The following is a 14,493-nucleotide window of genomic DNA, read 5'->3' as shown; positions in this document are numbered from 1 at the left end:
CGGAGCCCTTCATGTCCGTCACCCTGCCCCAGCACCCGTCCCCGTCCGCGCCCCGGCACCCGTCCCCCGCGATGTCACCGCGCGACCGTGCCGGACACTGGCATGCACTGGTGTCCGGCACGTTCGTCCCGCTCGACCTCATCGCGCACGAGGGCGTCTCCCCGGTCGGAACGATCACCAGCCGGCGGCTCGGACCGCTCCAGATATCCGAGGTCGAGGCGGGCCCGCAGACCGTGTCACGCAGCAGGCGCCGCATCTCCCAGGGCGGTGCGGAGTTCCTGACGGTCACCCTCCAGCACCTGGGCACCGCCCGACTCACTCAGGACGGGCGGCAGGCGCTGGTGGGACCGGGCAGCTTCACCTGCTCGGACGCGGGCCGTCCCTACGAGCGGGACCAGCCCGAACACGTCCGCTTCACCGCGTTCCGGCTGCCCAAGGCCGCCCTCGGTGTGACGGACGACGAGTTGCGGGCCATCACGGGGACGGTGTTCAACGGCAGTTCGGGAACCTCCGGACTGATCGCCGGCTACCTGAACCGGCTCGCGGCACAGGCGGCGGACTTCGACCCCGGCACCGGACACCGGCTCGCCCTGACCACCGCCGACCTGCTGGCGGTACTGGTCCGTGAGCGTCAGGGCCTGCGGGGCGCGCCGGACCAGCATGCTCCGCAGGCCGCGCGGGGCATGCTCGCCCGTATCGAGGACTACATCCTGCGTCACCTGGGTGAGCCCGACCTCTCGCCCACCCGGATCGCCGAAGCCCATCACATCTCGGTGCGCTACCTGCACAAGCTGTTCCACGCCGAGGGAACGACGGTCAGCCGCTGGGTACAGCGCGAGCGGCTGGAACGCTGCCGACGCGAACTGTCCCGTCCGGCCAGGACCATGCGGGCCGTGTCGGCGGTGGCCCACCAGTGGGGATTCGTGAGCCCCTCCCACTTCAGCCGGTCCTTCCGGACGACGTACGGCATGTCCCCGCGTGAATGGCAGGCCACGGCCCGGCTCCGGCCTGCAGCCCCCGGCGAAGCGGGTCCGTCCACGGTCGGCACGTGATGTCGCGTACCGGCGTACCGGCGTACCGGCGCGGCTAATCGGCCCGGCCCGGAGACGATGCTTCGGTGTCGGTGGGTGGCGTCAGCGTGGTGGCGAGTCGGTCGACGCCGAATCCGCTGATCAGGAGGCGTTCCTTGCGGCTTCCGGTGAGGCGCTGGTCACCAGGGCGAACAGCTGGAAGTGGGCGAGCATGCCGGGCGCGTCGAAGTGCTGGGCACGCACGACTCGTTGGCTGGCGGCTATCCGGACCGGCACGGCCGAGCGGGGATCGGCGGCCAGGGCCTGGGACCACCGCTGGGCTGCCTCCAGGGCCAGGGCGTTGGTCGGGTCGGCCGCGACCTCGCTGCCGCGAATGGTGGCGACGACCTTGCGCGGGTCGACGGTCGCCACCGCCGTATGCGCCGCCAGGGGTACGAGCGGAGCCAGGGTGAGCATCTGGAAGTCATCCGGCAGCGCCGAGAGCAGGAAGTCTTCGGCTCGTCGCACGTGCTCGAACCGTGTCGGGGCCGGGGTCACGAACCGGTCGGTGCGATAGCGCCGCATCACCTCGGCCGGGGTGAGCCGGTCGGCGCGGCGACGGAAGACCTCCAGCAGCAGCGTGGTCAGATCCGTCCCAGTCAACTCGTCGGCCAGCAGTTCCGGTCCGCCTGCCTGAGCCAGAACCCGGCGCAACGCCGGACCGGCCGAGTGTTCATCGCTCGGCCGGTCCGGCGTTGCGCCGGCATCGGAGGGCCCATCGAGTCGCGATCGCCGCGCGATCAGCCACGCAGCCGATCGAACCGCTGCCGAAGGCCGTGTTCGCCGGGAGCCCTGGGACCTCAGGACTCCCGGTGAGTGGCCGCGCGTGGCGTCAGCGGGCGAACTTCTCGATGGCCGCCGGGGTGACGGGGGTGAAGAAGTTGACGAGGTTGCCGTCGGGGTCGCGGAACAGCAGCGACCGGTTGCCCCAGGGCATCGTGGTGGGCTCGGTGACGAAGTCGGTGACGAAGGCGGTCAGGTTCTGGTAGACGCTGTCCACGTCGTCGACGAGGAACTCGGTGATCACGCTGTGGTTGTCCGCCGGGCGGGCGGAGCCCGGGGCGAACAGCGGGACGGTGCGGGTGCCGGCGATCGCGAGGGTGGCGCCCGTGGTCCTGAGTTCGGCGAAGTCCTCGGTGGCCCACGTCGCCTGCGCCCCGGTGGCTCGTTCGTAGAACTCAACGAGGCGTGCGACGTCGCTGGTGATGATGCGGATCGAGACGAAGTCCATCGGAATCTCCTTGGCTGTACTGGAGGCGTGCACAACGCAGGCTAGGAGAAATAGTGGACAGAATCGGTCCTCTATTCACGGTAGGTTTCTGCACATGCCTCGACCCACCGGCCGCGTCCTCACACTCCTGGAGCTCCTGCAGTCGGGCGGCATCCGGACGGTGGCCGAACTCGCCGACCGGCTCGGCGTCGAAGGGCGCACCGTGCGGCGGTACGTGGACCAGCTGATCGACCTGGACGTACCCGTGGAATCGGTGCGCGGCCGCTACGGCGGGTACCGGCTCGCCCCCGGGCATCGCCTGCCTCCGCTCATGCTCAGCGACGACGAGGCGCTGGCCGTGCTGCTCGGCCTGATCGCCGGCCGCCGAGCAGGCTTGACGACGACGGATCGCGCGGCGAGCGAGACGGCGTCGGCAAAGATCCGGCGGGTGCTGCCCAAGCACATCGCCCGCCGGCTCGACACCCTCCTGGAAGCTCTCGCCTTCACGGACCAGCCCGGAGATTTCGACACCCCGGACGCCGAGGTCCTGCTCACCATCGCCGACGCGGTGCGCCACCGCCGACCGGTCTCGATCCGCTACACCGACCGCGACGGACGGCTCAGCGAACGCACGCTGCACGCGTACGGGGTCGTCGCCCATTCGGGCCGGTGGTACGTCACGGGCAAGGACACCCGGATCGACCAGGACCGGACCTTCCGGCTCGATCGCATCGCGGACGTGCGGACCCTGCCCGGCTCCTTCGAAACGCCCGCGGGTCCCGATCCGGCCCAGCGCGTGTTGTCGGCGTTCGCCACGGCCGAGTACCGGCACGAGGTGACCCTGCGGATCCACGGAACGGTCGAACAGGTCCGCGCCCACCTTCCCGCCAGCGTCGCGACCCTGGAAGAGCACGCGCCCGTGGCGGGCGAGGACCGGACGGCCGAGCGCTGGCTGCGCGTCGAGCTGCGGGCGGAGCGGCTCGACTGGCTGCCCCCGCTGCTCGCCGCACTCGACCGGCCGTTCGTCATCGAGCGCCCCGACGAACTGCGCGACCTCGTCACCGCGCTCGCCGAACGCCTCGCGTCCTACGCCCGTCAGGCCTGACTGCGAGGAAGGCGTCCTCTGTTGCTCGGCCATCCCGCGGCCGAGCCGCACGCGTGGTCGGTCGACCTGAACCTCGCCCGCGGAACCCTCGAACAGCCGTGTCCGGCTCAGCGAGGCGCAGGCGTCAGGGCTGTGTGGCCTGTTCCTGTTCCGCAGGGTGCGGGGTGTTCCAGCTGGCGAGGAGGTCGAGGGCTTCGGCGTCGCGGCTGCCGGCAGGAGCGCTGCACAAGATGAGGTACAGGCCGTCGTCGGCGGTGAGCTGCGTGGTCTCGTAGCTGAAGGTGAGCGGGCCGACCAGGGGGTGGTTGATGCGTTTCGCGCCGGCGCGGTGGTGGCGGACGTCGTGGCGGGCCCACCGCTGGCGGAACGTGTCACCGCGGGTGGAGAGTTCGCCGATCAGGTCGGAGAGGGCTTTGTCGTAGGGGTTGCGGCCGACTTCGGCGCGCAGGGTGGCGACGATCTGGTCGGCGACGGCGTCCCAGTCGGGGTAGAAGGCGGGGGCGGCGGGGTCGAGGAAGGTGAAGCGGGCGGAGTTGGCGGGGCGGGCGGGGCTGTCGAAGACGGGGGCGAACAGGGCGCGGGCGAGGGTGTTGCCGGCGAGCAGGTCGAGGCGGCCGTTGCGGATGTAGACCGGGACGCCGCTGATCGTCTCCACAAGGTTGCGCAGACCGGGGCGGACGGGCTGCCGGGCGGGCCGGGGCGGGGCGGCGGCACTTGCGGCAGCGGCGTTGGCCGCACGGACCAGGTCGAACAGGTGCGCGCGCTCGGCGTCGTCGAGGAGCAGCGCGCGGGCGATGGCGTCGAGGACGGCGTCGGTCGCCCCGCGGGCGTCGCCGCGTTCCAGGCGGGTGTAGTACGGGACACTGACGCCGGCGAGCTGCGCGACCTCCTCGCGCCGCAGGCCCGGTACGCGGCGCGCGCCCGAGAGCGGGGAGAGGACAAGGCCGGCCTGCTCGGGGGTGACGCGGGCCCGGCGGGTGGTGAGGAAGTCGCGGATCTCGCTGCGTCGGTCCATGTTCCGACCCTACGACCGGGCTCCCCGCGGGACCCGGGCGTGGGGGACCTCGTCAGGGTCTGCCTGGCGGCCCCACCGACCCGTGGATCGGTGTTGGCTGAAGGACATGGAACCCGCCGGCACCCGGCGACCGGCGTCCGGCGTCCGGCGTCCGGCGTCCGGCAACCGACCCCACCAGCGAACGAACAGGACTCCCCCGTGAAGCACATCCACCTGCGCGACCTCGACGTCTCCCGCATCGGCCTGGGGGCCATGGGCATGTCCCACGGCTACACCGGCGCCGGCACCGACGACGACCAGTCCGTCCGCACCATCCACCGCGCCCTGGACCTCGGCATCACCCTCATCGACACCGCCGAGGTCTACGGCCCCTACACCAACGAGGAACTGGTGGGCCGCGCCCTCAAGGGCCACCGTGACCGCGCGGTGCTCGCCACCAAGTTCGGCCTCGTCTCCCACACGGGCCTCCCCGGGCCCACCGACAGCAGCCCGGCCAACATCCGCGCCGCCGTCGAGGGCTCCCTCACCCGCCTGGGCACCGACCACATCGACCTGTACTACCAGCACCGCGTCGACCAGGGCACGCCCATCGAGGAGACCGTCGGGGCCCTCGCCGACCTGGTCGCCGCGGGCAAGATCCGGCACATCGGCCTCTCCGAATCCGGACCCGACACCATCCGCCGCGCCCACGCCGTCCACCCGGTCACGGCGGTGCAGTCCGAGTACTCGCTGTTCACCCGTGACCCCGAGGCCCACGTGCTGCCCGTGCTGCGGGAACTGAACATCGGCTTCGTGCCCTTCTCCCCGCTCGGGCGGGGCATCCTGACCGGCGCGATCCGCTCCACCGGTCAGTTCGACCCGGACGACTTCCGCGCCGACAACCCGCGCTTCACTGGCGAGAACTTCCGGCACAACCTGCGCCTGGCCGACCAGGTCGCCGCCGTCGCAGCCGAGGTCGCCGTCACCCCGGCACAGGTCGCGCTGGCCTGGCTGCTGGCCCAGGGCGACGACATCGCACCCATTCCCGGTACCCGCCGCGTGTCCCGCGTCGAGGAGAACGCCGGCAGCGACACCGTCCGCCTCACCGATGACCAGCTCACCCGCCTCAGCGCCCTCCCCCCGGCCGCCGGCGACACCCACAACGAAGCCGGCATGCGGATGATGGAGCGCTCATGACGCCGTGAGCACCACCCACCTCCCCGGCATCCACCGATCCGGGTTCCATCGCTCCGCCGTCTTCCCGACCACCAGCTCCTCCAGGAGATTCCCCGTGCAGCACGTCACCCTCGACAACGGCGTCCGGATGCCGATCCTCGGCTTCGGCGTCTACCAGATCCCGGCGGACAGGACCGAGCAGGCCGTCTCCGAGGCCCTCGCAGCCGGCTACCGGCTGCTGGACACCGCCGCCGCCTACGGCAACGAGGAAGCCGTCGGACGCGCGATCAGGACCAGCGGCATCCCGCGCCAGGAGCTGTTCGTCACCACGAAGCTGTGGGTCCAGGACGCGCCGGCTCAGGACAACACCCGCCGCGCCTTGGAGACCTCGCTGGCCAAGCTCGGACTGGACCACGTCGACCTGTACCTGATGCACCAGCCCTTCGGCGACGTCTACGGCCAGTGGCGCGCCATGGAGGCCGCCAACCGCGAGGGCCTGGCGCGGGCGATCGGCGTCGCCAACTTCTACCCCGACCGGTTGCTGGACCTGATCCTCAACAACGAGGTCGTCCCGGCCGTCAACCAGATCGAGACCCACCCCTTCTTCCAGCGCGCCGAGTTCCACGCGCTGATGCGCGAGCACGGCGTCCGGCACCAGGCGTGGGGTGGCTTCGCCGAAGGCAGGAACGGCCTGTTCACCAACCCCGTCCTCGCCGGCATCGCCGAAGCGCACGGCAGGTCCGTGGCCCAGGTCGTGCTGCGCTGGCTGATCCAGAGCGACGTCGTCACCATCCCCAAGTCCGTCAACCCCGACCGGATGGCGCAGAACATCGACGTCTTCGACTTCCGGCTCACCGACGACCAGCTGACCGCCATCGCCGAACTCGACACCGGCAGGACCCTGTTCTTCGACCACCACGACCCCGAGATGGTCGCCTGGCTCAGCAAGCGCCGTCTGGACAGCTGAGCCGGAGCGGCTCAGCTCGCCGAACTCGCCGAACCCGCGCGCCGAACGCCCTCTCTCCAGGGTCGTTCGGCGCGCGGGTTCCTGTCGTGCCACGCGGCAGCCTCCAGGGTTTCGACGGGGGTTCGCTTCCGCTTCGGGGCACGCGCTCGCCTTCCAGTCCGGTCCCCCGATCGTCCTGGCCCCCGGTCCGACTCCGACTGCGAAGCAGTTCGGGGGTCGTCCGCGGCAGCCGGTGCGGCCGGAGACCCGGCTGCTGGGGCAGGTGGTCAGTCGAGCGCGCCGCACAGGGCGGGTGCGGTGGCTTCCTGGGGCAGGGCGGGGTTCAGTTCGCCGGGCCCGAGGACGTTGTCGTACGTGCCGTTGTGGAGGGTCGCGGCGTCGGCGGCGGGGCACTTACCGCTGCCCGGACCGCCCGGGACCAATCCGGTGGCCCGGCCGCTTCGAACGACAGGTGTCAGCGGTTCCGTTCAGCTCGCCGGGATGCCCCGGCCGTGGTCATGGGAGGCCCGTGATGTCCGCCGTCCGCCCGCCGGGCTCGCCGCCCGCCCACCACGTCCGCGGGGTGGTCGGATGAACGCCGTCGTCCACCTGACCGGCCCGGGCCGGCCGGTACCCGATCTGAAGGACCTCCTCACCCGGATCGCCCTGGGGGACAAGGACGCGTTCTCCCGCCTGTACGACGTGGTGGCCGGACCGGTGCTGGGCCTGGTGCGGCGCGTCCTGTGCGACCCGGCGCAGTCCGAGGAGGTCGCCCAGGAGGTGCTGCTGGAGGTGTGGCGCACTGCGGCCCGCTACCGGGCTGACCGCGGCGAGGTGATGCCGTGGGTGCTGACCATCGCCCACCGTCGCGCGGTGGACCGGGTCCGCTCGGCGCAGGCCGCCGCCGACCGTGACCGGCGTGCGGCCGACGCCTCTCACACCCCGGCGTTCGACGAGGTCGCCGAGCAGGTCGAGGGCAGGCTCGAACGCGAGCAGGTCCGGCGGTGCATGAGGATGCTGACCGAACTGCAGCGGGAGTCGTTGACGCTGGCCTACTACCGCGGCTACACCTACCCGCAGGTCGCCGAGGTCCTCGGTGTGCCGCTGGGCACGATCAAGACCCGCATGCGCGACGGACTGATCCGGCTGCGGGACTGCCTGGGGGTGGAAGCATGAGCACCGACCCGCACACCCTGACCGGAGCGTACGCCGCGCACGCCCTGGACCCGGCCGAGAACGCCGAGTTCGAACGCCACCTGGCCGGCTGCCCGGCCTGTGCCCGGGAGGTCGCCGAGTTCGCCGCGACCCTGGCACGGCTCGGCACCGCGCAGTCCGAGGTGCCGCCGCCGACGCTGAAGGCGAACGTGATGGCGGCCCTGCCGACCATCCGGCAGGAGGCCCCGCACACCGCGCCCGCCCCCGGGCCGGACCCCCGCCCCGGGCGCAGGGCACCCCGCTGGACCAAGCTCGCGCTCGCCGCCTGCCTGGCGGTCGCGGCCGGGGCCGGCGGTCTCGCCGTCCAGCAGCACCAGGAGGCCGACCGGGCCCGGGCCCGGGCGACCGCGCTCAGTCTCCGGCAGGACCGGGTCACGGACCTGCTGACGGCGCCCGACACCCGGACCACCACCGGCCGTGCCACCGCCGGCGGGGGCGTGGGCACCGTGGTGTGGTCGCCCAGCCGCGACCGCGCGGCCTTCCTCGCCGCGGGCCTGCCCGCCCCGGTTCCGGGCACCACCTACCAGTTGTGGTTCGACGACGCCGGGACGATGAGGCCCGCCGGGCTCCTCCCCGGCGGGAACGGCACCCTGCTGCTCACCGGTCCGCTGGACGAGGCCAGGGGCGTCGGCGTCACCGTGGAACCCGCCGGCGGCTCGCCGCACCCCAGCACGACACCGGTACTGCTGCTGCCCTTCACCTGAGCCCAGCGCGCCCAGCCGTCTCCCGGTCGGCCCGCCGCCGGCCGGGCAACCGGTGCGCGACCGGCGTCGCCGACGGCGGATCCGGACACTCACGGCCTGGTCACTCTCCCGGGTGAATCCCGCACTCAGCGGGCAAGCCGGTCCCCCAGCGGCCCCGAAGGCCAGACGTACGAGCCCGCGAGCGGCGGGCTCCGCCCGAGACGGGAAAACGATGCCTTCAGAGCACATCGACACCCGGCTGCTTGAGGAACTCACCGAGCAGTCGCAGGATCTGAACAGCGACGCGCTGCGGATCACGCACGGCGCGCTGGACGACTTCGGCCAGGCGGCCGAGCCGGCGCAGCGCCGCTGGTGGCAGCGCGGCGGCCTGATCGCCGCGGCGGCCGGCACGGTCGCGCTCCTCGGCGGCAGCCGCGCCGTCGCCGACACCCCCTCGCCGTCCGGCTCCACGGCCGACGACATCATGGCGCTGCAGACCGCCGCCTCCATCGAGAACCTGGTGATCAGCGTCTACCAGACCGCCGCCGGCCTGCCGTTCATCAAGGACGGCAACAGGACGGTGGCCGCGTTCATCGCCAAGACCACCCAGCAGCACCAGGCCCACGCGAAGGCCTTCAACGCCGCCGCCACCCAGGCCGGCGGCCGGGCCCAGAACGGCCCCGACCCGACGTACAAGGCCGTGGTGGACCAGGCCCTGCCGGGCATCAGGACCCCGGCCGACGTGGTCAAGCTGGCGATCACCCTGGAGGACGTCGCCGCGCAGACGTACGCCAGGAACGTCGGCCAGGTGGGCAACCTCGACCTGCGCAAGCTGTTCGCCTCGGTCGCCCCCGTCGAGGCCCAGCACCGGGCCACCCTGCTCGCGGTGCAGGCCCTGCTCGCGGGCAACGCCGCGGACCTGATCACCATCCCGGTCGACCCGGCGAAGCTGCCCGCCGCGGCCGGCGGCGTCGGCTTCCCCGACGCCTTCTACAAGACCGACAACGCTTCCCCGATCAGCGAAGGGGCCGTCAAGTGACCACCACCCGGAGCGGCTGGAACCTGCCGATCGGCGAGGGCGAACTCGCCGGCCTGACGCGCGAGATGCACGAGGCGCACCAGGAGACGCTGCCCGCCATGCGCACGGCGGCGCGCGATCTGACGGAGGAGATCCGGGCCCGGCAGGCCGGGGAGCCGCGCGACGCCGGCCGGCGCCGTTTCGTGCTCGGAGCCGGCGGCGCGGCGGCCGCGCTGCTCCTGGCGGCCTGCTCCGGCAGCAAGTCGACCGGCGCCCCGCCGGCTTCCGACAGCACCGGCGGTTCGACGGCGGCTTCCGCTTCGGGCCGGTACACCGGCGACCTGAGGGTCGTCGCGCTGGCCACCGCGCTGGAGAACCAGGCCGTCGGCGCCTACCAGATGGCCCTCGACGCCGCGAAGGCCGGAAAGCTCGGCACCGTCCCGCCGGCCGTGGCGAACTTCATCACCACGGCCATGGGCCAGCACGCCGACCACGCCGAGGCGTGGAACGCGGTGCTCACCGGCGCCGGCAAGCCCGCCATCACCGGTGTCCCGCTGTCCAACCAGCCCGCCACGCTCCAGGCCCTGGGCGCGGCAACCGACGTCGCCACCGTCGCCAGGCTCGCCCTGTCCCTGGAGGACCAGGCCGCCCAGACCTACCTGTTCGCGACCTACAACGTCACCAGCCCGGGCGGCGTCGCCACCGCGGCCACCATCGCCCCCGTCGAGGCCATGCACGCCGCCGTCCTCAACTACGTGCTCGGCCAGTACCCCGTCCCCGACGACTTCCTGCCCGTCGACAAGGCCGCCGCCCCCGCCCTGCTCACCGTCTGAACGAGGTGACCCAAGACGGGTGCGTGCCCGGACGCGAGAACTCGACACCCCTCGCGCCCGGGCACGCACCTCCCCCACGTCCCGACAGACGAGGACATGGCCGCCCTGATCCATCGGCACACCGACAACTCACCTCAATGAATTGGCCGTTGTAGGGTTTGGCCGTGAGCAGACGACGGAGCCTCGCAGACGGTCGATACGTGCTGGAGTCAGAGCCGATCGGCGCGGGCGGGATGGGCACCGTCTGGCGGGGTTACGACCGGAAACTGCGACGCACGGTCGCGGTCAAGGCGCTTCACATCCCGGATGGCGTCGACGCCGAGGAGCAGGCCAGACTGCGGGCGCGTGCGATGCGCGAGGCCAGGGCGATTGCCCGCCTTGAGCACCCGGGCATCGTGGCGGTGCACGACGTCCTCGAGGAGGACGGGCAGCCGTGGATCGTCATGCGTTTCATCGCCGGGCGTTCCCTCGACCAGGAGGTCAAGGCCGGCGGACCGCTGAGTCCGCAGCAGGCCGCCGAAGTCGGCGCACAGGTACTCGACGCACTGTCGGCAGCGCACGACGAGGGTGTCCTGCACCTTGACGTCAAGCCGCAGAACGTGCTGATCGACGACAAGGGCCGAGCGGTGCTCACCGACTTCGGGATCGCGTCGGTCACCGACGCCACCGTGCCCCAGACGCAGGCGCTGCTCGGCACCGTCGGCTATGTCGCCCCGGAACGGCTGGCCGGTTCCGAGCCGGGTCCGGCAGCGGATCTGTGGTCCCTGGGCGCCACGCTCTACTTCGCCGTCGAAGGCCGGCCGGCGTACGCCGCCGACAACGTGGCAGCCGCCCTCGTGGCGGTCGTGACCCGGGACCCCGAGCCGATGACGCGCGCCGGGGTGCTGGCGCCGACGATCGCCGGCCTGCTGGCACGCGATCCCGGCGTGCGCCTCGACGCGGCCGGCGCCGCCGCGGGACTGCGAGCTGCCACGGCCACTGCCACTGCCACTGCCACTGCCACTGCCACTGCCACTGCCGAGAACGCGCCGCCTGGCGATCGCGCACGGACAGAAGCTCTACCCACCGAGGTGCTCGACCCGCCGTCCAGGCCGCTCCTGAAGCGCAGGACAGTCGTGTTCGTGGTGACGCCCCTTCTGCTCGCGGCGGTCGTCGCTGTTCCGTACGTGCTCTCGCAGGGCCGAGGAAACGCCGGGCAGCAGCCGGGCTTGGCGAATTCCCCGATCACGCCCTCCGCGATCACACCGTCCGCGACTCCCAGTGCGAGCCCGACCCCCGGCCCGAGCACGCCGACCAGTGCGAGCCCGCCGCCGGCCGCTGTGCGGTACGACCTGGTCCCCAAGATCTGCGACAAGGTGGGAAGCCGATCCGGCACGATCATTCCCGATATGGACACCGGCAGCGAGGACAACGCAGTACCCGGTGCCGGTCTCCTCACCGGCACCTTGGAGTCACACGGATGCCGGTGGAGCACGCAGGGTTACTGGTCCGACCATCCCTGGGCCGCCGATGTGGACGTCCAGATGATCCGGTTCTCGTCCGCCGCCAACGGATCAGCAGCCTTCGAGAAGGAGCGCACGAGCGACTTCTACGGGAGCGCCCCGCGGCTGCACGACTTCGCTGACGACCTCTGCCTGTCCAACCCGAGGGGCAAGGACTACGGGTACGCCCACGTGATGTTCCGCATCGACAACCTGCTCGTCCAGGTGTCCTACGAGATGCAGACCGCGGGTTCGCCCGATCCCTCCCTCGCGAAACCGCGCGGCCTGGACATGGCGAAGTACGTCTACGACGTGGTGACCGCCGCCCCCTGACACTTCAACGGTGTTCGCCGCCGGTCGGACGGGTGACGGCCGGCACCGGCGCGGTGCACCCCTGACAGCGGTGCACCACTGACAGCGGTGCACCACCGACAGCAGGCGCCGCTCATCACCGGGAGCAGCAGCGGGCCGACGGCCCGCCGGCCACCCGCACGTGACGCGGCTCACACGGAACTCCGCACGGCCTGCGGACAGGGGAGGACATGGAACTGTCACAACGGGCGCGCCTACGCGCCGGGGACCAGGGCGCGCTCGGCGAGGTCTTCGACGCGCACTCCCAGGCCGTGTACGGCTACGCGCTGCGCACTCTGGGGGACTGGGCGGCCGCCGAGGACGTGGTGTCACTGACCTTCCTCGAGGCCTGGCGCCTGCGCGCCAAACTGCACGCGGGCGACGACGACCTGCGCCCCTGGGTCTTCGGGATCGCCACCAACGTCCTGCGCAACACCGCGCGGGCGGCCCGGCGCCACCGGGCGGCGATGGCGCGCCTGAACGAGCGCGAGGCCGTACCGGACTTCGCCGACGAGCTGGTCGCCCGGATCGACGACGGCGACCGACTGGCCGCCGCGCGCCGCGCACTGCCCGCGCTGCGCCGGTCCGAGCGCGAGGTGTTCCGGCTCTGCGTGTGGGTGGGGCTCGACTACGCGTCGGCGGCCGAGGCGCTCGGCGTCCCGGTGGGCACCGTGCGCTCGCGCCTGTCCCGGGCACGGGCCCGGCTGCGCGCGCTCGCCGAGAACGAGCTCCACGAGCCGGCGACATTCCGGGAACCCGCTCCCGCCACCGGACAGGTACGGGGTGGCGGCTTCGAAGCCGCCCGGTCGTTGCAGGAGGAGACCCGATGAACAACTCGCCCGAGATGCTCCCCGCCGGCCGCCAACGGTTGCTGAAGGAGCATCTGATGAGTGAGATCGCCGCCGAGACGAACGCGGCGCGGCCGCGGCGCAGGCTGGTGTGGCTGGTCGCCTGCCCGCTGGCGGTCGGCGCGCTGGCGGCCGCCACCGTGGTGGCCATCCCGGACCGCGACCACGGCAACGCCGCCCCGGCGGCGCCGACCCTGTCGGCCTCGTCCGCCCCGGCCACCCCCACCCCCACCCCGTCCGCGTCGCCCACCCCGTCGGCGTCGCCCACCTCGTCGGCCTCGCCCGCGCCCGGGCCGGCCGACCCTGCCAGCCTGCTCGCCCACGCCGCCAAGGCCGTCGCGAGCAGCCCCGACCCCGGGGCCCGGGCCGACCAGTTCGTCTACCGGCGGGAGGTCCAGGACGGCGCCCGCGAGACCAAGCACGAACGCACGTCCTGGTTCCCGGTCGACGGCAGGTCCGGCGGCCTGATCCTGGACCCGACGATGGGCAACGGACGCAGTCCGTGGCCCGCCAGGCTGTCGGAGATCCCCGGCGCCCCGCGGACGGCGAGCTTCGAGGCCCTGACCTACGAGTACGTCGCCTCCCTGCCCACCGACCCGCAGCAGCTCCTGCAGCAACTGCTCTCCTTCGACCGCGCCAAGCGGGTGTCGGGGATGCCGATGACCCCGAAACTGTCCAACCAGTTCGCCTTCGCGGACGTCCAGATGATCTTCCAGAACATCGCGGCGCCGCCCGCCGTCGCGGGAGCGCTCATGGAGGCGGCCGCGAAGATCCCGGGTACGGCCGTGGTCGCCGACGAGGCGGACGCGGCAGGCCGGCACGGCGTCGCGGTGGTCGGCACCAACGGCACCATGCGCGTGGCCCTGATCTTCGACAAGACCACCGGCGCCTTCCTCGGTGTGCGCGAGGTCCTCCTCTCCGACCTCCCGCCCGCCGGCCCCGACGGCCTCCCGCCCGCGGGCAACCCGTCCCTGGGCGCCGGCGACGGCAAGGGCTACGAGTACGCCTCGGCCATCCTCACCTCGACCATCGTCGACAAACTGGAGGCCGAACCCGCCAACTGACCGACCCACAGGCAGCAGGACGACGCGGAGGCCCGCCGCCGACGTCCCGTACCGCCTGAGCAGCCGGCGCAGCTCGGAGGCAGCCACGGGGGTGGTGCCTCCGAGCTCCGCCCGGATCACCATGACCGTCCACCCGGACCTGGTGATCCGGGTGTCCACGCACTCCGGCACGACTGAGCGCGCCGTCGTGCAGGCCCTCCCCGTCTCCCGCCCGCGGACGGGCGCTACCGTGCCGGGCATGTGCATCTCGACGAGTGAGGCCGCGTTCTCCGGCACGATCGTGTACTGCGGTCGGCAACACCACCCCCTGCACGGCCTCATACACGTCCTGGGCTACCAGAACACCGCCGTCAACCTCGCGGGTGGCCCGAACGCCATGCTGCTGCACCTGCCCACCAGCCGGCTCACCCCCGAGCACTTCCTCCCCGTCGGACGCAGCGGCGACGTCCTCGAGCGCATGGTCGCCGCCGTTCGACCCATCGCCGTGTCAGCCGACCAG

Annotated in this window: 14 protein-coding genes and 1 pseudogene; 12 read left to right on the top strand and 3 right to left on the bottom strand. The window is 72.4% G+C overall.

Going from position 1 to position 14,493, the window contains the following annotated elements:
- Positions 1-71 precede the first annotated feature (71 nt).
- Positions 72-1,052 carry an AraC-like ligand-binding domain-containing protein gene (locus tag ABTY56_RS21560; protein WP_502893161.1) on the top strand — a complete coding sequence of 327 codons (981 nt, stop codon included), beginning with the start codon at positions 72-74 and terminating at the stop codon, positions 1,050-1,052.
- Between the two features lie 120 nt (positions 1,053-1,172).
- Here ABTY56_RS21560 and ABTY56_RS21555 read toward each other — a convergent pair whose 3' ends face one another.
- Both ABTY56_RS21555 and ABTY56_RS21550 read right to left on the bottom strand, forming a co-directional pair.
- Positions 1,173-1,724, bottom strand: coding sequence for a hypothetical protein (locus ABTY56_RS21555; protein WP_350630567.1), 552 nt, complete (start codon positions 1,722-1,724; stop codon positions 1,173-1,175).
- 178 nt (positions 1,725-1,902) lie between these two features.
- Positions 1,903-2,301, bottom strand: coding sequence for a VOC family protein (locus ABTY56_RS21550; RefSeq protein WP_350630566.1), 399 nt, complete (start codon positions 2,299-2,301; stop codon positions 1,903-1,905).
- A 94-nt stretch (positions 2,302-2,395) separates the two neighbouring features.
- On the opposite strand from ABTY56_RS21550, the gene ABTY56_RS21545 reads away from it, so the two are divergent.
- Positions 2,396-3,385, top strand: coding sequence for a helix-turn-helix transcriptional regulator (locus ABTY56_RS21545; protein ID WP_350630565.1), 990 nt, complete (start codon positions 2,396-2,398; stop codon positions 3,383-3,385).
- Between the two features lie 124 nt (positions 3,386-3,509).
- On the opposite strand, the gene ABTY56_RS21540 is transcribed toward ABTY56_RS21545, so the two are convergent.
- Complete coding sequence (locus ABTY56_RS21540) at positions 3,510-4,400, bottom strand: helix-turn-helix transcriptional regulator (protein ID WP_350630564.1); 891 nt, start codon at positions 4,398-4,400, stop codon at positions 3,510-3,512.
- 198 nt (positions 4,401-4,598) lie between these two features.
- On the opposite strand from ABTY56_RS21540, the gene ABTY56_RS21535 reads away from it, so the two are divergent.
- The 10 genes and pseudogenes from ABTY56_RS21535 to ABTY56_RS21490 form a co-directional block, all read left to right on the top strand.
- Positions 4,599-5,576, top strand: a complete 978-nt coding sequence (locus ABTY56_RS21535; RefSeq protein ID WP_350630563.1) for an aldo/keto reductase — start codon at positions 4,599-4,601, stop codon at positions 5,574-5,576.
- Between the two features lie 94 nt (positions 5,577-5,670).
- Positions 5,671-6,522 carry an aldo/keto reductase gene (locus ABTY56_RS21530; protein ID WP_350630562.1) on the top strand — a complete coding sequence of 284 codons (852 nt, stop codon included), beginning with the start codon at positions 5,671-5,673 and terminating at the stop codon, positions 6,520-6,522.
- Between the two features lie 570 nt (positions 6,523-7,092).
- On the top strand, positions 7,093-7,677 hold the full coding sequence (locus ABTY56_RS21525; protein ID WP_350630561.1) for a sigma-70 family RNA polymerase sigma factor: 585 nt from the start codon (positions 7,093-7,095) through the stop codon (positions 7,675-7,677).
- Positions 7,674-8,420, top strand: coding sequence for an anti-sigma factor (locus tag ABTY56_RS21520; RefSeq protein WP_350630560.1), 747 nt, complete (start codon positions 7,674-7,676; stop codon positions 8,418-8,420). Before ABTY56_RS21525 ends, ABTY56_RS21520 begins: the two co-directional genes overlap by 4 nt.
- Positions 8,421-8,631: 211 nt before the next feature.
- Complete coding sequence (locus ABTY56_RS21515; RefSeq protein ID WP_350630559.1) at positions 8,632-9,438, top strand: ferritin-like domain-containing protein; 807 nt, start codon at positions 8,632-8,634, stop codon at positions 9,436-9,438.
- On the top strand, positions 9,435-10,250 hold the full coding sequence (locus ABTY56_RS21510; protein ID WP_350630558.1) for a ferritin-like domain-containing protein: 816 nt from the start codon (positions 9,435-9,437) through the stop codon (positions 10,248-10,250). The genes ABTY56_RS21515 and ABTY56_RS21510 overlap by 4 nt, the downstream gene beginning before the upstream one ends.
- 200 nt (positions 10,251-10,450) lie before the next feature.
- On the top strand, positions 10,451-12,064 hold the full coding sequence (locus ABTY56_RS21505; RefSeq protein WP_350630557.1) for a serine/threonine-protein kinase: 1,614 nt from the start codon (positions 10,451-10,453) through the stop codon (positions 12,062-12,064).
- Positions 12,065-12,273: 209 nt separating this feature from the next.
- Positions 12,274-12,912, top strand: a complete 639-nt coding sequence (locus ABTY56_RS21500) for an RNA polymerase sigma factor (protein ID WP_350630556.1) — start codon at positions 12,274-12,276, stop codon at positions 12,910-12,912.
- A 56-nt stretch (positions 12,913-12,968) separates the two neighbouring features.
- Positions 12,969-13,994 (top strand): CU044_5270 family protein, encoded by a 1,026-nt coding sequence (locus ABTY56_RS21495; RefSeq protein WP_350630555.1) that lies wholly within the window; start codon positions 12,969-12,971, stop codon positions 13,992-13,994.
- A 238-nt stretch (positions 13,995-14,232) separates the two neighbouring features.
- Positions 14,233-14,493: pseudogene (locus ABTY56_RS21490) on the top strand (hypothetical protein); the annotation flags it as partial.

The organism is Kitasatospora sp. NPDC097691, from assembly GCF_040302665.1.
Lineage (GTDB): Bacteria > Actinomycetota > Actinomycetes > Streptomycetales > Streptomycetaceae > Kitasatospora.
The sequence above is the reverse complement of the archived record's forward strand: the minus strand, read 5'-3'. Positions and strand labels throughout refer to the sequence as shown.